Below are 19,136 nucleotides of genomic sequence, written 5' to 3' on the forward strand. Positions count from 1 at the left end.
AGCGGCCGCCACGCACCACGGCCGCCCCTCCCGGAGGAGGAGCGGCCGTACGCCGTGGTGCGGGCGGCTCAGACGAGCTGGTCCGGGCCGAAGGCGTCGGGGAGCATGTCGCCCAGCGTGCGTACTCCGGCGGACGTCTCCAGGAGCAGCTGGGCGCCGCCGAACTCGTACAGCAGCTGGCGGCAGCGGCCGCACGGCATCAGGATGTCGCCCTTGCCGTCCACGCACGTGAAGTGGGTGAGGCGGCCGCCGCCCGTCGCGGCGAGCTGGGAGACCAGGCCGCACTCGGCGCACAGGCCGAGCCCGTACGACGCGTTCTCCACGTTGCAGCCGGTCACCGTGCGGCCGTCGTCGACGCGGGCGGCCGCGCCGACCGGGAAGCCCGAGTACGGGGCGTACGCGCGGGACATGGCCTCGCGGGCCGCCTGCCGCAGCGCCTCCCAGTCGGCGTCCGTCATCACGTGCCCTGGCCCTTCCGGTAGGGCTGGCCGTCCGCCTTCGGCATCCGCAGGCGCTGCGCGGAGAAGGACAGGACGAGCAGCGTGACGATGTACGGGGTCGCCGTGACGAGCTGGGTCGGCACGTCGTCCGTGGTGGCGTACCAGACTGCCGTAGCGGCGGCCACGACGGCGCAGACCGCGCCGGCGACGTACTTCTTCCGCACCAGCATCCAGACCGCGCCGATCACCAGGAGCAGGGCGACGAGGAGCAGCAGCGCGTGCACGTTCTCCGTGCCGCCGCGCAGCTTGAGGCTGTCGGTGTAGCCGAACAGACCGGCGCCGAGGGCGAGTCCGCCCGGCATCCAGTTGCCGAAGATCATCGCGGCGAGGCCGATGTAGCCCTTACCGGCGGTCTGGCCCTCCAGGTAGAAGGGGTTGGCGACGATCGACAGGAACGCGCCGCCGAGGCCCGCCAGGCCGCCGGAGATGATCACGGCGATGTACTTGTACTTGATGACGTTGACGCCCAGCGACTCGGCCGCGACCGGGTTCTCGCCGCAGGAGCGCAGGCGAAGCCCGAACGAGGTCCGCCACAGCACCCACCAGGTGAACGGGATGAGCGCGACGGCGAGGATCGTCAGCGGGGACAGGTCCGTGACCAGACCGCCCAGCAGACCGGCGATGTCCGAGATCAGGAACCAGTGCTTCTCGTTCAGGGTCGTCAGCCAGTCGGAAAGACCTGGGACGGTGATCGTGCCGAGGGAGTCGACCGGCGGGGACTGCTTGGTGGTGCCGCCCTCGACGCCCTCGAACGTGAAGTTGGAGAGGTAGCGGGTGACGCCCAGCGCGAGGATGTTGATGGCCACACCGGAGACGATGTGGTTCACGTTGAAGGTGACCGTGACGACCGCGTGCAGCAGGCCGCCGATCGCGCCGCCGATGATGCCGGCGAGCACGCCGACCCACGGGCCCCACTGGTAGCCGGCCCAGGCACCGAACCAGGTGCCGAGGATCAGCATGCCTTCGAGGCCGATGTTGACCACGCCCGCGCGCTCGGCCCACAGGCCGCCGAGACCGGCGAGGCCGATCGGCACGGCGAGCTGGAGGGCCGTCGCCATCTGGCTGACGTTCGTGATGCCGTCCGCGTCGGTGATCAGGCGGACCAGGGAGGTCAGCGCCAGGACCGCGGCGATGACGATCATTGTGATGGGGAGGGACAGTCTGCGGCGGCCGCCGGGTGCGGGCTGCGACGCGGGCTTCTTGTCGAGGACCGTAGCCGTGCTCATCGGGCAGCCACCTCCTTCTTGAGGTCGTTGGTGTCGGTGGGCCGCGCGAGCGCGGTGCCGAGTTCGATGCCGACCCGGCGCTGCTGGCGGCGCTGCCCCCAGACGCGTACGGACTCGTAGGAGACGACGACGGCGATCACGATGATGCCCTGCATGATCGTCGCGATCTCCTTGTCGTAGCCCTCGAAGTCGAGCTGCTGCGAGGCCTTGTCGAGCCAGGCGATCAGGAGGGAGGCGAAGGCGATGCCGACCGGGCTGTTGCGGCCGAGCAGGGCGATCGTGATGCCGGTGAAGCCGATGGTGGTCGGGAAGGTGAGGCTGTAGGTGTGCGCCTCACCGAGCAGCAGCGGCATGCCGGCCAGGCCCGCGAGGCCGCCGGAGACCAGCATCGCGGTCAGCACCATGCGCTTGGCGTCGACGCCGGAGGCGGCCGCGGCCGACTCGGAGGAGCCGGTGGCGCGCAGGTCGAAGCCGAAGCGGGTGCGGTTGAGCACGAACCAGTAGACGACGCCGAGCAGCGCGGCGATGACCACGAAGCCGTAGATCTCGCCGGAGGCGCCCATGTTGATGCCCGGGAACCAGCCGGACTCGTGCATCTGCCCGGTCGTCTTGTTGTTGCCGACCTGCACGCCGAAGATCTCGGGCAGGTAGAGGTAGCCGATCAGGCCGGAGGCGATGGAGTTCAGCATGATCGTCGCGACGACCTCGCTGACGCCGCGCGTCACCTTCAGGATGCCCGCGATACCGGCCCACATGGCGCCGGTGAGCATCGCGACGATGATCAGCATCGGCAGCTGGAGGGCGGCGGGCAGCGCCACCTTCGCGCCGACGATGGCGGCGACCATCGCGGCGAGCCGGTACTGGCCGTCGACGCCGATGTTGAACAGGTTCATCCGGAAGCCGATGGCCACCGCGAGGGCGGCCAGATAGTACATGGCGGCCTGGTTGATGATCAGGACCTGCACGTCGGAGTACGTGGCCTGGGTGAACATGATCGTGTAGGGCTCGATCGGGCTCTTGCCCGAAAGGACCAGCACGATCGAGGTCAGGACGACCGACGTCACCAGGGCGATGACCGGACCGGCCGCCCCGAGGAGCAGTCGCTCCTTGTCGAACGTGTTCTTCATGGCCATCAGGACTCGTCCTCCGGCTGACGGGTCGCCGGGACTTCGGCGTCTTCGCTTACGTGTTCCAGGTGACCGGAGGCCGCGCCGGTCATCGCCGAGCCCAGCTCCTCCGGCGTGATGGTGGCCGGGTCGGCGTCGGCGACGAGCCGTCCCCGGTAGATCACGCGCAGGGTGTCCGAGAGGCCGATCAGCTCGTCGAGGTCGGCGGAGATCAGCAGCACCGCGAGTCCTTCGCGGCGGGCCTCGCGGATCTGGTCCCAGATCTGCGCCTGCGCGCCGACGTCCACACCGCGCGTGGGGTGCGCGGCGATGAGAAAGCGCGGGTTGTGGCTCATCTCGCGGCCGACGATCAGCTTCTGCTGGTTGCCGCCGGAGAGCGACGCCGCGGTGACGTCGATGCCGGGCGTGCGCACGTCGTACTCCTCGACGATGCGCCGGGTGTCGGCCTGCGCGGCCTTGATGTCGAGCAGGACGCCCTTCGCGTTCGGCTTCTCGGTGACGTGGCCGAGGATCCGGTTCTCCCACAGCGGGGACTCCAGGAGGAGTCCGTGGCGGTGGCGGTCCTCGGGGATGTACCCGACGCCCCGCTCGCGGCGCTTGCGGGTGGACCAGGCGGTGATCTCGTCGGCCTCCAGCGCGATGGTGCCGGAGTCGGCGTGCTTGAGGCCGATGATCGCGTCGATCAGCTCGGTCTGGCCGTTGCCCTCGACGCCCGCGAGGCCGAGGACCTCACCGGCGTGGATGGTGAAGGAGATGTCGTCCAGGAGCGGACGGCCGCCCTCGGCGTCCAGGCGCAGGCCCTCGACGGTGAGCACCGGGCGGTCGGTGACGGTCGACTCGGAGGTCTCCGGGGTCGGCAGTTCGGAGCCGACCATCAGCTCGGCGAGCTGGCGCGGGGTGGTCTCGGCCGGGACGGCGGTGCCGACCGTGGTGCCGCGCCGGATGACGGTGATCTCGTCGGCCACGGAGAGGACTTCGCCGAGCTTGTGCGAGATGAAGATGACGGACAGGCCCTCGGCCTTGAGCTCGCGCAGGTTGTCGAAGAGCGCGTCGACCTCCTGCGGCACGAGCACGGCGGTCGGCTCGTCGAGGATCAGGGTGGTGGCGCCGCGGTAGAGGACCTTGAGGATCTCCACGCGCTGGCGGTCGGCGACGCCGAGGTCCTCGACGAGGACGTCCGGGCGCACCCCGAGGCCGTAGCGCTCGGATATCTCCAGGATCTTCTTGCGGGCGCGGGCCCCGATCCCGTACAGCTTCTCGCTGCCGAGCGCCACGTTCTCCAGGACCGTGAGGTTGTCGGCGAGCATGAAGTGCTGGTGCACCATGCCGATGCCGCGCGCGATGGCGTCGGCGGGCGAGGCGTACGAGACGGCCTCGCCGTCGATGGCGATGGTGCCCTCGTCCGGCTTCTGCATGCCGTAGAGGATCTTCATCAGCGTCGACTTGCCCGCACCGTTCTCCCCGACGAGGGCGTGGACGGTGCCCTTGTGGACGGTGAGGTGGATGTCGTGGTTGGCGACGACGCCGGGGAAGCGTTTGGTGATGCCGGTCAGTTCGACGGCCGGCGGGCTGCTGGACGCGTTGATGGCGCACACTCCTGTGGAATGGACAGGGGGCCGACGCCTATGACTACGCGCGTAGAGCCCCTACGGCACTGCGAGTTGGGCACAATCCGGACAAACGGGGTGAGGGAAGGCACTGTCCTCAGCCTCCCCGCACCCCGTTCCCAGAACGTGTCCCGCTGGTTACGGCTACTTGGTGTTGACCTTGATCTCGCCGCTGATGATCTTCTCCTGGGCAGTCTTCAGAGCCTTCTGCAGGTCCGCGTTGTCCGCGAACTCCGGGTTCGAGCCGGCCAGGGCGACCTCACCGGACTTGAGGTCACCGGTGATGACACCGGTCTCGGGCTTGCCATCCTGGACCGACTTGGCCAGGTTGTACACGGCCTTGGCGACGTCCTTCGTCGCGGAGGTCAGGATGTACTTCTTGTACTTGGCGAGGGCTTCCTGCTTGTACTGGTCGGAGTCGACGCCGATCGCCCAGACCTTGTGCTCCGCGGCGGCCTGGATGACGCCCTGACCGGACAGGCCGGCCGCGTGGTAGACCACGTCGGCACCCTTGTCGATCTGGCCCTCGGCGGCGGTCTTGCCCTTGTCCGGGCTGGAGAAGCCGCCCTCGGCCGCGGTCTCCGTCAGGAACTGCGGGATCACCTTGGCCTTCTTGTTGGTGTCCTTGACGCCCTGCTCGAAGCCCGCCTCGAACTTGTGGATCAGCGGGACGTCCACACCGCCGACGAAGCCCACGACGTTCGACTTCGTCGCCTTGGCGGCCGTGACGCCCGCCAGGTAGGAGGCCTCCTGCTCGCTGAAGACGAGGTCCGCGACGTTCTTCGCCTGGACCGTCGAGTCGTCGACGATGCCGAAGGTGACGTTCGGATACTTGGCCGCGGCCTCCTTGACGGCGGGCGCGTAGGCGAAGCCGACGCCGACGATGGGGTTGTAGCCCTGCTTGGCGAGGGCGACCAGGCGCGCGGTCTTGTCGGCGTCCGACTCGCCGTCGCTCGGCTCGACGTCGGTACCCTTGTAGCCGAAGGCCTTCTCGGACTTCTTCAGGCCCTCGTACGCGGCGTCGTTGAAGGACTGGTCACCCTTGCCGCCGACGTCGTAGGAGATGGCGAGACCCTTGGACTTGCCGCCGTCGCTCTGCTTCGAGGCGTCGGAGGACGTGCCGCCGCAAGCGGCGAGGGACGCGGCGAGGGCGACGGTCGCAGTGCCTGCGAGCGCTATTCGGGAAACCCGGCGCATGGGATGAGCTCCTTCGTACATGCACCGACGGCGTTCCGGACGGCGCTGCTTTCGCCGCAGATTAACGCGCGTAGACAGAACATAGAACCCCCTTCTCCGCACTGTTATCGGGCTGTACTGAAAGCCTTAAGTCGGGCGCGGTGGACCGCGGTGGAGCCGGTGCGTCCGCGACGCAGCAAAGCGGGGCGCCGGCCGGTGGAACCGGCCCGCGCCCCGCTCGGCGACCGCGAGGGTTACTTCGTCGCGACGGTGATCTTGCCGTCGATGATGTCCTGCTTGGCCTTGGCGACCGCGTCCGCGAGACCGGCGATGGACTTGAACTTGGGGTTGGTGTCGGTGATGCCGACGCCGCCCGCCTTCAGGTCGAAGCGGGTCACGCCGGACAGCGGCTTGCCGTCCTTCACCGACTTGGCCAGCTTGTAGACCGCGCCGCCGACGTCCTTGGTGGCCGAGGTGAGGATGTAGTCCTTGTACTGGGCGAGGGCTTCCTGCTGGTACTGGTCGGAGTCCACGCCGATCGCCCACACCTTGTGCGCGGCGGCGGCCTGGATGACGCCCTGACCGGAGAGGCCGGCCGCGTGGTAGACCACGTCGGCGCCCTTCTCTATCTGGCCCTCGGCGGCGGTCTTGCCCTTGTCGGGGCTGGAGAAGCCGCCCTCGGCCGGGGTCTCGGTCAGGTACTGCGGGATCACCTTGATCTTCTTGTCGGTGTCCTTGACGCCCTGCTCGAAGCCCGCGCCGAACTTGTGGATCAGCGGGACGTCCACACCGCCCACGAAGCCGACGACGTCCGACTTGGTGGCCTTGGCGGCGGCGACGCCCGCCAGGTAGGAGGCCTGCTCCTCGCTGAAGACCAGGTCCGCGACGTTCTTCGCGGTGATCGTCGAGTCGTCGACGATGCCGAAGGAGGTCTTCGGGTACTTGGCCGCGGCGGCCTTGACGGCGGGCGCGTAGGCGAAGCCGACCCCGATGACGGGGTTGTAGCCCTGCTTGGCCATCGACTCCAGGCGGGCGGTCTTGTCGGCGTCGGACTCGCCGTCGCTCGGCTCGAGGTCCTTGCTCTTGTAACCGAACTCGTCGGTGGCCTTCTTCATGCCCGCGTACGCGGCGTCGTTGAAGGACTGGTCACCGCGCCCGCCGACGTCGTAGGCGAGGCCGATGCCGAGGTTCTTGCTCTTCCCCTCGGAGGCGGCCTTGTCCCCGCTGGTGCCGCCGCAGGCGGTGGCGGCGAGGGCGAGACCGGTGACGACCACGGCGGTCCGCGTGAGCCGGGACGTGACAGAACGACGCATGATGGGCTGCTCCTTCGTCAACACGCCGCGAAGGGCGTTGAGTTCGGCGGAGCGTAACGCGCGTAGAAGGGCCGCGGAAGCGGGTTCGGCTCCGCCGTTATCGGATCGTGGCGGGGGTGGGTTACATCTGGGTGTCGTGGGGGGACGCCGGGGACGAAAGGGGGCGTTTCGGAGGGGGGCGGCTGTCGGTCGAGTGGGGCTGGTCGCGCAGTTCCCCGCGCCCCTGAGATGCGCACTTCGTGCGGCATCTCATCGATGAGGCCGCGCGGAGCGCATGCCTCAGGGGCGCGGAAACTGCGCGACCCGGCGGGCGGTCAGGCGAGATCGGCGTCCAAGAGGGCGGCGGCGGTGAAGAGTTCGACGCCCACCGTGATCGCGTACTCGTCGGCGTCGAAGTCGCCCTGGTGCAGATCCCGGCTGACCCGGTCGCCCGGCGCCTTCACACCGAGCCGGGCCATGGCGCCGGGAACGTGCTCCAGGTACCAGGAGAAGTCCTCGCCGCCCAGGCTCTGCGGGGTGTCCTCGACGGAGTCGGCACCGAGCCGGGCGGTCATGGCGTCGCGCAGAAGCTCGGTCACCGCGGGGTCGTTGACGACCGGCGGCACCCCGCGCACGTAGTTCACGACCGGCTTGGCCCGGTACAGGTCGGCGATCTCCTGGACGGCCCCGTGCACCAGGTCGGGCGCCTGCCGCCAGGCGTCCAGGTCCAGGCAGCGCACGGTGCCGGACAGCTCGGCGTGCTGCGGGATCACATTGCAGGCGTGGCCGGTCTCCAGGCGCCCCCAGGTGACGGAGAGCCCGGAGCGGGCGTCGACCCGGCGGCCGACCAGGGCGGGCACATCGGTGGCGACCCGGGCGGCGGCGACCACGAGGTCGGTGGTCAGGTGCGGGCGCGCGGTGTGCCCGCCGGGCCCGTCGAGGGTGACCTCCAGGCGGTCGCACGCCGAGGTGATGGCACCGGCCCGCAGCCCGATCCGCCCGGCGTCGACCTTCGGGTCGCAGTGCACGCCGACGATCTTCCGTACGCCTTCCAGGACTCCGCACTCGATGGCGTCGGGAGCGCCGCCGGGCAGCACCTCCTCGGCCGGCTGGAAGATCAGCCGCACCGGGTGCGGCAGCAGGCCCTGCCGGTGCAGCTCGGCGAGGACGAGCCCGGCGCCGAGCACGACGGTGGTGTGCACGTCGTGCCCGCAGGCGTGCGCGCGGTCGGGCACGGTGGACCGGTAGGCGCAGGTGACCTTGGTGTCCGGGATGGGCAGCGCGTCGATGTCGGCGCGCAGCGCGAACATGCCGCGCCCGCCGCGCCACTCGCCGTCCTCGGTGCCGATGTCGCAGATGAGCCCGGTCCCCATGCCGAGCACGCGCGGGACGAGCCCCGCCTGCTCGAGGCGCGCCTTGAGCGCGGCGGTGGTGCGGAACTCCTGGTTGCCCAGCTCGGGGTGCATGTGCAAGTCACGCCGGAAGGCGATGAGTTCGGCACGCAGGGCTTCGGGCAGCGTGCCGGGGAGCACGGCGCCCGGGGCGGGTTCCCCGGCGGCTTCCCCCGGCTGTTCGGCCTCGGACTCTCGGGACTTCATCTGGTTCACCCTGTGAAGGGTAGGGCGACGCAGGGGCCAACTAACGGTCGATCAACAAAAGTTCAGCCAGATTGACGTAAGAAATCTAGCGGTGCTGCGCATGTCGATCGCTCAGGAAGGGTATGCAGACTCTTTCGACCTGCGGTCGGACCGGATGCGAACGGCGCGCGGCCGTCAGTCGCCGGGAGTCGGCTCACCGGCGTCTTGCGCACCCTCGCCGGACTCCGCTCCGGCCGGCTTCGTGTGGAGGATCGAGCGGGCCTGCTCCGCGGCGCGGGCGGTGTTCTCGGAGACGAAGTCGAGGAAGCGGGCGATGTTCTCCAGGCGGACGCCGACCGGGGTCGCCGGGCCGAGCAGACCCGATCCCTCGCGGGCGATGGCCACGATCCGGGCGGTGGCCTGGGCACTTGCGACCATGGACTGGTACCAGATGTCGTCGTCGACGACATAGCGCTCGCGACGGCGCTCGTCGCGCTCCCGGCGCACCATGCCGAGCCCCTCGATGAAGGCGATCGCCTTGGAGACGGACGCCGGGCTGACCTGGAGCCGCTGGACGAGTTCGGCCGCGGTGAGGCTGCCCGAGTCGCTGAGGCAGATGCTGGACAGCACGCGGGCCATCATCTTGGGCATGCCCGAGGCCATCATGACGGTGGTGAACGTCTCCTCGAACTCGCGCACCGCCGCGTCGTCGCGCCCGTCGGCCCGCGCGGCCGGCTGGGCGCCCCGGGGCGCGGCCTGCCTGCGCCGGTGGGCCCGCTGCTCGGTGGCGCGGTGGGCGAGGTCGGCGCGGTACGAGGTCGGGCCGCCGTTGCGCATCACCTCGCGGGTGACGGTCGAGGTGGGGCGGTCCAGGCGCCGGGCGATCTCGGCGTAGGCGAGGCCGTCGGCCAGTCCCAGCGCGATCTGCTGCCGTTCCTGCTGGGTGAGCCTGCCTCCCGGCATCGCCGTCTCCTTCGTCCGTGGTGGTGCGCGCTGCTCCCTGTCGCCAGGACTATAGCGTTCACTTTCATTCTGTTGCAACGAACAGCGTAAGGCTTGTTGCGTTACCTGACGGTCCGTTGCAACGAAATAGAGGCCTTGAGCTGCAAAGACTGCACTTTCATGCAACGTAGGTGTTGCTCGATCCATGAACGCAACGTAGCGTTTCACTCATCAGAAACGACGAGTCAAGGAGTCAGTGATGCAGAAGTTCGCCACCCCCGCCACCATTTCCGCCGTCCTCGACATTCCCGCGGGCCGCATCCAGCTCATCGCCGCCGACCGGGCGGACACCGTCGTCGAGGTCCGGCCGGCCGACGCCACGAAGGGCCGCGACGTGCAGGCGGCCGAGCGGATCGAGGTCGGCTACGCCGACGGCCGGCTGCGGATCACGGCCCCGGCCGCGAAGAACCGGCTCCTCGGCTCGTCCGGCACCGTCGAGGTGACCGTGCAGCTGCCGGCCGGCTCGCACGTCGAGGCGACGGCCGGCGCCGCCGAGCTGCGGGGCGTCGGCCGCCTCGGTGACGTCGTCTTCGAGAGCGCGCAGGGGCCGGTCAAGCTGGACGAGGCCGCGAGCGTCCGCCTCGACCTCAAGGACGGCGACATCTCGGTCGGCCGGCTGACCGGGGACGCGCGGATCAGCACCGTGAAGGGCGACCTGAGCGTCGCCGAGGCCACCCGCGGAACGGTCACCCTGCGCACCGAGGCCGGTGACGTGAGCGTCGGCGCCGCTCGTGGCGTCTCCGCCACGCTCGACGCCGGTACCTCCTACGGACGGGTGAGCAACGCCCTGCGGAACGCCGACGGCGCCGCCGCCGGCCTCACCATCCACGCGACCACCGGCTACGGCGACATCGCCGCCCGCAGCCTCTGACGGCCGAAGGCGGCGGCCCCGGCCACCAGCGCCAGGGCCACCAGCGCCGCGCTCACCGCCGGCACGGCCCGCTCGCCGAGACCGCCGTCGATCACCAGGCCGCCGGCCCAGGGGCCCAGCGCCGCACCGACGTTGAGAGCGGCCGTCGCACAACCGCCCGCCAGCAGGGGCGCACCCGACGCCGCGTGCAGGGCCCGCGCGATCAGCGTCGAGCCGACGGCGAAGGACAACGCGCCCTGGACGAAGGCGAGGACGAGGGTCGCCGGGACGCTGGACGCCGCCCAGGTGAACAGCGTCCAGCCCGCGCAGAGCGCCGCCCCGCCGCCGACGAGCACCGGCAGCGGCCGGGCGTCCGAGAAGCGGCCCGCCACGGTGACACCCACGAACGAGCCGAGCCCGAAGAGCGCCAGCAGCGCCGGGATCCACGGCCGGGCCACTCCGGTCACCTCGGTCGCGACGGAGGCCAGGTAGGTGAAGGTGCAGAACGTGGCGGCGTTCACCAGGGCGCCGAGCGCGAGGACGACCAGCAGGCGCGGACCGCGCAGGACCCGCAGCTCGTCCCGTACGTTCCCGTGGGCGTCGCCGCCCGGCCGGCCCGCCGGGACCGAGCGCGCCACCGCGACGAGCGCGGGCAGGCAGAGCGCCGCGACGGCCCAGAAGGCGGCCCGCCAGCCGAGGAACTGGCCGAGCAGGGCGCCGCCGGGCACCCCGACGACACAGGCGAGCGTGGTGCCGCCGAGCAGCACCGACGTGGCCCGGCCCGTGGCGTCCGGGCCCACCAGCGCCGCGGCGGTGGCCAGCGCGACGGCGAGGAACCCGGCGTTGGCGAGCGCGGCGACGATCCGGGTCGCGAGCAGGACGGCGTAGCTCGTGGTGAGCGCTCCTGCCACGTGCGCGAGCAGGAACACCGCCAGGAAGGCGAACAGGGTCGCCCGGCGCGAGCGGCGCAGCACCAGCAGCGTCATGGCCGGGGCGCCGACGATCATCCCGGCCGCGAAGGCCGACGTGAGCGATCCCGCGGCCGGGACGGAGACGCCCAGGTCCTGGGCGATGCCGGGGACGAGTCCCGACAGCATGAACTCGGAGGTGCCCTGCGCGAAGACGGCGAGGGCGAGCAGATAGAGCGTGAGGGGCACAGCGGACTCCGTGACCGTACAGAGGTGTGGTGACGTGGTCGCGGGCCGGCGGGTGCCGACGGTGGAATCGCCTCAGCGCGTGGTGCGGGGCAGCCACCGGACGGATGCCGCCGGTGGCTGGGGTGTGTCCGACTCGGGGCTGCTCATGCTCCGCACCCTATCCGGCTCGGGCTCGGCGCGGTCGTCCCTTTTCCGCGGCTCCGGTGGGGGCCGGCCGCAGGTTCAGACCGTGCGGACGTCGCGGGCCGAGTCCGCGATGCCGGCCAGGAAGCCCTGGGCGTGGGCGGAGACGCCCGCGGTCAGCCAGGCCGGGTCGATCTCGCAGACGGCGACCTTCACGCCGGTGCCCTCCAGCGCGATGGGCAGGGTGTGCACGACGGTCGACGGGAAGCTGAGGATCGTACGGCCGATGGGGCCGCGGCGGGCGATGAGTTCCAGGGGGAGGTCCGGGCGGACGACCTCCAGGCCGGTCTCGACGGCGAGCCGGTGGAGTTTGTCGGCGCTCTCGCGGCGGTGGGCGAAGTAGCGGGTGGCGCCGTGCGCGGCGGCCAGTTCGCGGACCGCGACGAGGTAGCGGTCGAGGTCGACGACTCCCGTCTCCACCAGCGACGTTCCGACCAGGTCGGCACCCCGGGTCAGCCGTGGCGGACCGAACCGCGCGCGGGTCCAGGCGTACGTGTTCTCGGTCACCGTCACCCCCTCCGGCACCCCCTCCACCGGCATGGAGGTGAACAGGGAGACCGAGCGGCGGCCCCCGGCGCGCGGGGTGAGCCGGCGCCGGGCCGCCGAGGCGACGGGGCCGAAGACGAGGTCGCGCGGGGCGGGCCGGCCGCCGCGCCGGTGCCAGCGCACCAGCCGCTCCCCGCCCGCGAGTTGGCTGACGAACTCCATGGTGGCGGTGCCGTCGTCGACCACGACGAGATCGCGGGCGCGGGTGATGGTGAGCAGCAGCTGGACGTAGCGGGAGAACGGGTCGCCGAGCACGATCCGGTCCGCCGCGCGCAGCGGCCCGGCGAGACCGCCGATCGTCTGGAAGGGAGCGGCCGCGCCGCCGCGCGCCTCCTCCCAGCGCACCGTGTGGCCTTCCTCGCGGGCGAGTTCGGCGACACGGCGGAGCTGGCCTCGGGTCATGGGGTCGGTGGGCGAGAGCACGACGACGGTGGCGTGGCCGCCGGCCGGCCCGTCGGAGTGAGCCCATTCGAGAACGTTGAGGAGTTGTACCGGGCTCTCGACGAAGCACAACGTACCGCTGCTGGACATGCGACCCCTCCCGAGGGACGCCGGGGCGGTCCGGCACGTCGACCGTGCCGGACCGCCCGTGGCTCGACGAACCGGTGGATCAGACGCCGACCGGCTCGCCGGCGGCGACGGCGATCTCGGACTCGGCGACGACGCCCGCGACCCGGCGGAGCTTCTTCATCGGGCCGAGCTCGGACTCGTAGACCTTCTTGACGCCGTCACCGAGGGAGGCCTCGATGGTGCGGATGTCGCGGACCAGGCGCTGCAGGCCCTGCGGCTCCACCGAGGCGGCCTGGTCGGAGCCCCACATGGCGCGGTCGAGGGTGATGTGGCGCTCGACGAAGGTGGCGCCGAGGGCGACGGCCGCGAGGGTGGTCTGCAGGCCGGTCTCGTGGCCGGAGTAGCCGATCGGGACGTTCGGGTACTCGGCCTGGAGGGTGTTGATGACGCGGAGGTTCAGCTCCTCGGCCTGCGCCGGGTAGGTCGAGGTGGCGTGGCACATCAGGATGTTGTCGCTGCCGAGGACCTCGACCGCGTGCCGGATCTGCTTCGGGGTCGACATGCCGGTGGAGAGGATGACCGTGCGGCCGGTGGCGCGCAGGGCGCGCAGCAGCTCGTCGTCGGTGAGCGAGGCGGAGGCGACCTTGTGGGCCGGGACGTCGAACTTCTCCAGGAAGGCGACGGCCTCGGTGTCCCACGGGGAGGCGAACCAGTCGATGCCGCGCTTCTTGCAGTGCTCGTCGATCTTGCGGTACTCGTCCTCGCCGAACTCGACGCGGTGGCGGTAGTCGATGTACGTCATGCGACCCCAGGGGGTGTCGCGCTCGATGTCCCACTGGTCGCGCGGGGTGCAGATCTCGGGGGTGCGCTTCTGGAACTTGACGGCGTCGCAGCCGGCCTCGGCGGCGACGTCGATCAGCTTGAACGCGTTCTCCAGGTCGCCGTTGTGGTTGATGCCGATCTCACCCGTGATGTAGACGGGGTGACCGGGGCCCGCGGTCCGCGAACCGAAGGTGCGCAGGCGGGAGTTGAGCGTGGGGAGAGCAGACATGAGGGATGCGTTCCTTACGTGGTTTCGAGGGTGTCGAGAGAGGGGCCGAGGATCCAGCTGGCGATCTCTCGGATCGCGCCTTCGCCACCGGGGACGGTGGTGACCGCGCGTGCGGCGCCGCGTACGACGTCGTGGGCGCTCGCGACCGCCACGGGCCAGCCGACTGCGGCGAAGCACGGGAGGTCGTTCACGTCGTTGCCGACGTAGAGCACGCGCTCCGGCGCGATGCCCTGCTCCTCGCACCACTGCTTCAGTGCGAGGTCCTTGCGGTCGATGCCGTGCAGGACCGGGAGCTTGAGCTTCCGGGCCCGGGCGGCGACGACCGGGTTCACCTCCGTGGACAGGATCAGCATCGTGAGGCCGCTCTTGCGGAGGGCCGCGATGCCGAGGCCGTCACCGCGGTGCACGGTGACGAACTCCCGTCCGTCGGAGTCGATCAGCACCTTGTCGTCGGTCTGGGTGCCGTCGAAGTCGAGGACGACCGCGTCGATGTCTTCCTTGGTGGGAAGGGTGCGCTGGTCGAAGAGGGGGGCCAGCGCGCGGGCGCGGGCCAGGTCGTGCGGGTCGTCGATCTCCAGGACGCGCGCGGGGTCGGTGCGCACCAGTTCCGTACGGCCGAAGAAGCGGTGCTCGTGGCGGCGGAAGCCGGTGGCCTCCATCGCGTACACGGCGCCGGTCTCCAGGAGGTCCTGGGGGCGGTCCTGGCGGCGCGGCCGGAAGGACTTGTCGTGGTTGACGCCGTAGCCGCCGCCGGTGGCGGGCGCCTCGGTGAGGAGGGTGCCGGAGCCGCCCACGGAGGCCGTCCGCTCGCCGGCGACGGCCTGCGGCTCGTCCGCGGCGTCGCGCCACACGAAGCCGTGGAAGGGGGCGACGGTCAGGGCGCTGTCGGCCCCGCCCTCGACGACGGCGGCGACCACCCCGTCGATGTCCTCGCGGACGAGGAACGGGCTGGTGCACTGGACGAGCAGCACCACGTCCACGGCCGCGCCCTGGAGCGCCTCGTGGGCGTCCATGGCGTGCAGCACGGCCGCCTCGGAGGTGGCCTTGTCGCCGGCGATGGCGGTGGGCCGGGTGACGACCTCGGCGCCCGCCTCCCGGGCGGCTGCCGCGATGGCCGCGTCGTCCGTGGAGACCACGACGTCGGTGACGTGCCGGGTGGCCAGGCATTCGCGCACGGCCCGCGCCACCAGGGGCACGCCGCCGACCGGGGCGAGGTTCTTGGCCGGTACGCCCTTGGAGCCGCCGCGCGCCGGGATCACGGCGAGGACGCGGCGGACGGGGGCGGCCTGGACCGCTTCCGGGTCGGTCATGTGCGCTGCTCCTTCGGGGAGTTCAGGGTGTCCAGGGGGTGTGGGGAAGGTGGGGGTCACAGCTCCCCCATCCGCCGGATGACGGGGGCGACGCGCTGCACGCCGTGCCGGTAGGCGCCGCGGGCGGCCCTGCGGACGATCTGGCGGACGGCGCCGGGGTCCCTGTCGGCCGCCGGCGCTCCGGGCAGCGGGCTGCCGTCGGGCGCGAGGTGGTGGCGGGCCAGGATGCGCGGCAGGTAGCCGGGGGCCGTGGTGCGGGAGTAGTACGGCGCGAGGGCCGGGCGGTCGCGGCCGAGCAGGGCGGTGACCCTGGCGCGCGCCCCGTCGAAGGCCCGCTCGTACGTGCCGTCGGCGGCGACGCCCTGCCGGGCGACCCAGGCGGGGTCCGGCTCGGGGCGCAGGCCCGCGTCGAGCTGGTCCCAGGAGACCAGGCAGCCGGAGCCGGTGAAGTGGTGGTTGCCCAGGGTCTCGCGGACGCCGAGGTCGGTGAGGAGCGCGGTGGGGATGCGCCGGTGCAGGGCTTCGAGGGCGGCGGTGGAGCTGACCGTGACGAGCAGGTCGGTGCGGTCCAGGACCTCGCCCATGTTCCCGTACACGAGACGGAAGTTGGCGGGCGCCTCGATGCGCTGCGCGAGCTTCTGGTACGGGATCTCCTCGATGTGCGTGGTGTGTTCGCCGGGCTTGCTGCGCAGCTTGAGCAGCACCTCGCGGTCGGGGTGCTGCCGGGCGTGCCGGACCAGGCGTTCGAGGAGGTACATCCGGTCGGCCGGGGTGTCCGGCACGGAGGGCTGCGCCGCGAAGACGACCGTGTACGGGTCGTGCTCCCCGGTGTGGGGCGCGCCGCCGAGGAACGGCAGCGCGCACTCGGTGACCGCGGACGCGTCGGCGCCCACGCCCTCGTACACGGCACGGAAACGCTCCGCGTCGTAGGCCGAGTTGGCGAGGACGACGTCCGCGCCGTGGCGCAGCAGCAGTCCGTCGGCCAGCTTCTCGTAGACGACGCCGACGTAGCCGGTGACGACCACCGGCCGGTGCGGCTCCTCGCGCCAGACGTGCCCGAGTCCGTGCAGTACGGCCTGGACGGCTCCGCCGACGAGGGCGAGGACGACCACGTCGTACTCCTGGTGCGCGCGCTCCATCCCGCGCAGGAACTCGACGGCGGTGACCTCGCTCATGCGGTCCGCGCGGACGCCGACCTCGCCGAGCTGGCGGGGCGTCGGGGTGGCGCGGCCCCGGAGCAGGTATCCGTCGAGGCGGGCGTCGTCGCCGAGCAGGCGGGCGGCGGTGAGCGAGCCCCACTTCCATCGGGTGTCGGAATCGGCGAGCACGGCTGCCCTGAGCGGTCCCCCGGGCGCCTTTTCGGTCCTCGTATTGCTGCTTACTGGCACGTGGAAGAACGTAGAAAGTGATTCCGAGCCGCGGCCCAACCGGAACGCAACAAACGGTTAACAACAGATCGCCGAATGGCGAATCAGTCCGGGAATTCGACGGTGGCGGCGGCGGTTCACCATTCCGACACATGTCGTTCATCCGACATCAAGCCGTCGGCCAATCCGCATGTCAGGCGGTCCCTTAGCGTCCGACGGGTGGTCAAGCTCTCCGTCATCGTGCCGTTCTACAACGTGCAGCAATACGCGCCCGACACCCTCAGGAGTCTTCGCACAAACACTCGCGACGATTTCGAATTCATTCTCGTCGACGACTGCTCCAAGGACGAGACCCCGGCGATACTCGCGCGTGCGGAACGCGAGCTGCCCGGTGCCGTCCTGGTCAGACACGAGAAGAACGGAGGTCTGGCCACGGCCCGCAACACGGGCCTGGACGCGGCGCGCGGCGAGTATCTGACGTTCCTCGACGGCGACGACTGGCTCGCCGCGGGATACCTCTCCGAACTGGTCGGCTCCATCGAGGAGTTGGGCTGCGACTTCGTGCGCACCGACCATGTGCAGACCAGGGGCCGGGCCCGTTCGGTCTCCCGGGTGCCGGTGGGGGTGCGCGACGAGGTCCTCGTCCCGCGCGAGGCGATCCTGCCCGCCGACCGCACCACCTCGGTCGACTACGCGTACGCCTGGGCCGGTGTCTACCACCGGCGCCTCCTCGACCGCGGGCTGCTGCACTTCACGGACGGGCTGCGCACCGCCGAGGACCGGCCGTGGATCTGGCGGCTGCACCGGGAGGCCGAGTCGTTCGCCGCCGTCAGCCTGCTCGGCGTCTTCTACCGGCGCGGGGTGACGACGTCCCTGACGCAGATCGGCGACGTGCGCCAGCTCGACTTCATCCGCGCCTTCGACGAGGTGCTCGCCGAGACGGCGGCGGACCGGGACGCCGACAAGCTGCTCCCCAAGGCCGTCCGCACCTACTGCGCGATCATCGCCCACCACCTGTCGGAGATCGAGAAGTTCGAGCCCGCCGTCGCCAAGCGGCTGCGCACGATGAGCGCGGCCGCGCTGGACCGGATGCCGCAGCCGCTCCTCGCCGACGTCCTCGACACCATGGACCTGGACCGGGCCGCGCGGCTGCGCAGGCTGCGGCGGCGGGTCACCTCAGCGAAGGCGGCCGCCTGATGCCCCGTACCACCCAGATCTTCTGCGCCTCCACGCTGTACGGCGCGGCCACGCTGGCCGCGGCGATCGAGGCGGACCGCTTCCGCGAACCGGACCGCCGCATCCTGCTGGTGTTCAACAACGCGTCGGTGCCCGAGACCTCGACGCCCGTCCACGAGATGCCCGGGTTCGGCGCGCTGCGCAAGCACTTCGACGAGGTGCTCTGCTTCAACGACGCCATCGGCCCGCTGCACCCGGCCGCCTGGAGCCCGCGCCAGGACGACATCCCTCTCCTGGAGCGGTACTTCAGGATGCTGTGGCGGCTCGGCGACGACCGGCTCGAACTGGTCCTGGAGTCCCTCCAGGTCAATCCGGCGCTGGCGTTCGCCTCGATCTTCACCGGCGCGCCGATCCACGCGTACGCGGACGGGCTGATGAGCTACGGCCCCACCCGCAACAAGATCGACCCCTTGGTCGGTACGCGCGTGCGGCGGCTGCTCCACCTGGATCTGGTGCCGGGACTGAAGCCGGTGCTGCTCAGCGAGTTCGGCGTGGAGCCGGAGATCGTGCCCGCCGAGAACTTCCTGAAGGTGATGGGCGCGCTGACCGGCGCGAGCGGCGAGGTGCCCGCGGTGCCCGACGGGGCCGCCCTGCTGCTCGGCCAGTACCTGTCCGCCCTGGACATCCTCACGCCCGCCGAGGAGACCCGGTTGCACCTGCGGATGATGCGCGGGGCCGTCGAGCGCGGGCACCGCTCGCTCGTCTTCAAGCCGCACCCGATGGCCCCGGCCGACTACGAACTGGCCCTGGAGGCCGAGGCGGAGCGGCTCGGGGTCGACCTCACCGTGATCGACCAGCCGGTCCTCGCCGAGGTGCTGTTCGCCAGGGCGCGGCCCGCGCTGGTCGTCGGCTGCTTCTCGACGGCGCTGTTCACCGCGTCGGCGTTCTACGGGCTGCCCGTCGCCCGGATCGGGACCGGGACGCTCCTCGATCGCCTCGCGCCGTTCCAGAACAGCAACCGGGTGCCGGTGGTCCTCGCCGACGCGCTGCTGCCCGACCTCGAGGCGGAGACCCCGGCCGACCCGCTGCCGCCCAAGCAGCTCGAAGGGCTGGTGACCGCGGTGAGCTTCGCCATGCAGCCGCAGGTGCTGTCCGCGCGGCGTCCGGCGGCCGAGCGGTTCCTCTCCCAGCACTTCGACGCCCGCGTCCAGCGGTACTTCAAGAAGCGTCGGCTGACCGCGCTCGGGCTGCCCGGCGGCATCCCGCAGCGCCTGGCGTTCCTGCCGCGCAACTCCACCGCCCGCCGGGTGGCCCGCCGCGCGCGGCGGACGTGGCGGTCGGTCAAGGGGTGACCCGGGGACGGTCACGCTGCGCGTCACTCGTCCCACCGTCGCGGCCGGCCGCGCAGTTCCCCGCGCTCTGAGGGGCGCGGGGAGAGTTCACCCACCGTCCACCGGAAAGCCGCCCGGGGCGCCGTGC

At 71.3% G+C, this 19,136-nt stretch carries 16 protein-coding genes; 3 read left to right on the forward strand and 13 right to left on the reverse strand.

What is annotated here, in order from left to right; genetic code table 11:
* Positions 1 to 68 precede the first annotated feature (68 nt).
* The 8 genes from ABT127_RS14565 to ABT127_RS14600 all read right to left on the reverse strand — a co-directional run bounded on the left by ABT127_RS14565 (position 69) and on the right by ABT127_RS14600 (position 9,468).
* Complete coding sequence (locus ABT127_RS14565; protein ID WP_351448844.1) at positions 69 to 458, reverse strand: cytidine deaminase; 390 nt, start codon at positions 456 to 458, stop codon at positions 69 to 71.
* Positions 458 to 1,726 carry an ABC transporter permease gene (locus ABT127_RS14570; protein ID WP_351448847.1) on the reverse strand — a complete coding sequence of 423 codons (1,269 nt, stop codon included), beginning with the start codon at positions 1,724 to 1,726 and terminating at the stop codon, positions 458 to 460. Before ABT127_RS14570 ends, ABT127_RS14565 begins: the two co-directional genes overlap by 1 nt.
* Positions 1,723 to 2,853 carry an ABC transporter permease gene (locus ABT127_RS14575; protein ID WP_351449100.1) on the reverse strand — a complete coding sequence of 377 codons (1,131 nt, stop codon included), beginning with the start codon at positions 2,851 to 2,853 and terminating at the stop codon, positions 1,723 to 1,725. Before ABT127_RS14575 ends, ABT127_RS14570 begins: the two co-directional genes overlap by 4 nt.
* Positions 2,854 to 2,858: 5 nt before the next feature.
* On the reverse strand, positions 2,859 to 4,448 hold the full coding sequence (locus ABT127_RS14580; RefSeq protein WP_351448850.1) for an ABC transporter ATP-binding protein: 1,590 nt from the start codon (positions 4,446 to 4,448) through the stop codon (positions 2,859 to 2,861).
* Positions 4,449 to 4,604: 156 nt separating this feature from the next.
* Positions 4,605 to 5,657 (reverse strand): BMP family lipoprotein, encoded by a 1,053-nt coding sequence (locus tag ABT127_RS14585; RefSeq protein ID WP_351448852.1) that lies wholly within the window; start codon positions 5,655 to 5,657, stop codon positions 4,605 to 4,607.
* Between the two features lie 233 nt (positions 5,658 to 5,890).
* Complete coding sequence (locus ABT127_RS14590) at positions 5,891 to 6,949, reverse strand: BMP family lipoprotein (RefSeq protein WP_351448855.1); 1,059 nt, start codon at positions 6,947 to 6,949, stop codon at positions 5,891 to 5,893.
* A 314-nt stretch (positions 6,950 to 7,263) separates the two neighbouring features.
* On the reverse strand, positions 7,264 to 8,526 hold the full coding sequence (locus ABT127_RS14595) for an amidohydrolase (RefSeq protein WP_351449102.1): 1,263 nt from the start codon (positions 8,524 to 8,526) through the stop codon (positions 7,264 to 7,266).
* A 174-nt stretch (positions 8,527 to 8,700) separates the two neighbouring features.
* Positions 8,701 to 9,468 (reverse strand): GbsR/MarR family transcriptional regulator, encoded by a 768-nt coding sequence (locus tag ABT127_RS14600; RefSeq protein ID WP_351448858.1) that lies wholly within the window; start codon positions 9,466 to 9,468, stop codon positions 8,701 to 8,703.
* A 238-nt stretch (positions 9,469 to 9,706) separates the two neighbouring features.
* Between ABT127_RS14600 and ABT127_RS14605 the strand changes: the two genes are divergently transcribed.
* Positions 9,707 to 10,378 (forward strand): DUF4097 family beta strand repeat-containing protein, encoded by a 672-nt coding sequence (locus ABT127_RS14605; RefSeq protein ID WP_351448860.1) that lies wholly within the window; start codon positions 9,707 to 9,709, stop codon positions 10,376 to 10,378.
* On the opposite strand, the gene ABT127_RS14610 is transcribed toward ABT127_RS14605, so the two are convergent.
* From ABT127_RS14610 to ABT127_RS14630, 5 genes are all read right to left on the reverse strand, one after another.
* Positions 10,348 to 11,514: a Cmx/CmrA family chloramphenicol efflux MFS transporter gene (locus tag ABT127_RS14610; RefSeq protein WP_351448863.1), complete on the reverse strand. Its 1,167-nt coding sequence runs from the start codon at positions 11,512 to 11,514 to the stop codon at positions 10,348 to 10,350. The genes ABT127_RS14605 and ABT127_RS14610 overlap by 31 nt on opposite strands.
* A 222-nt stretch (positions 11,515 to 11,736) precedes the next feature.
* Entirely contained in the window at positions 11,737 to 12,774 is a 1,038-nt protein-coding gene (locus ABT127_RS14615) for a hypothetical protein (protein ID WP_351448866.1), read from the reverse strand.
* Between the two features lie 79 nt (positions 12,775 to 12,853).
* Positions 12,854 to 13,804: an N-acetylneuraminate synthase family protein gene (locus tag ABT127_RS14620; RefSeq protein ID WP_351448869.1), complete on the reverse strand. Its 951-nt coding sequence runs from the start codon at positions 13,802 to 13,804 to the stop codon at positions 12,854 to 12,856.
* A 14-nt stretch (positions 13,805 to 13,818) separates the two neighbouring features.
* Positions 13,819 to 15,114, reverse strand: coding sequence for a cytidylyltransferase domain-containing protein (locus ABT127_RS14625; protein ID WP_351448872.1), 1,296 nt, complete (start codon positions 15,112 to 15,114; stop codon positions 13,819 to 13,821).
* 56 nt (positions 15,115 to 15,170) lie between these two features.
* Complete coding sequence (locus tag ABT127_RS14630; RefSeq protein ID WP_351448875.1) at positions 15,171 to 16,502, reverse strand: DUF6716 putative glycosyltransferase; 1,332 nt, start codon at positions 16,500 to 16,502, stop codon at positions 15,171 to 15,173.
* Positions 16,503 to 16,700: 198 nt separating this feature from the next.
* Here ABT127_RS14630 and ABT127_RS14635 point away from each other — a divergent pair, with 198 nt between their 5' ends.
* Both ABT127_RS14635 and ABT127_RS14640 read left to right on the forward strand, forming a co-directional pair.
* The gene (locus ABT127_RS14635) at positions 16,701 to 17,678 is read left to right on the forward strand and encodes a glycosyltransferase family 2 protein (protein WP_351448878.1); all 978 of its coding nucleotides are present in this window, start codon (positions 16,701 to 16,703) and stop codon (positions 17,676 to 17,678) included.
* The gene (locus ABT127_RS14640; RefSeq protein ID WP_351448881.1) at positions 17,678 to 19,009 is read left to right on the forward strand and encodes an alpha-2,8-polysialyltransferase family protein; all 1,332 of its coding nucleotides are present in this window, start codon (positions 17,678 to 17,680) and stop codon (positions 19,007 to 19,009) included. Before ABT127_RS14635 ends, ABT127_RS14640 begins: the two co-directional genes overlap by 1 nt.
* Positions 19,010 to 19,136 lie beyond the last annotated feature (127 nt).

The sequence above is a fragment of the Streptomyces sp. NPDC001904 genome (genome assembly GCF_040297005.1).
Classification (GTDB): domain Bacteria; phylum Actinomycetota; class Actinomycetes; order Streptomycetales; family Streptomycetaceae; genus Streptomyces.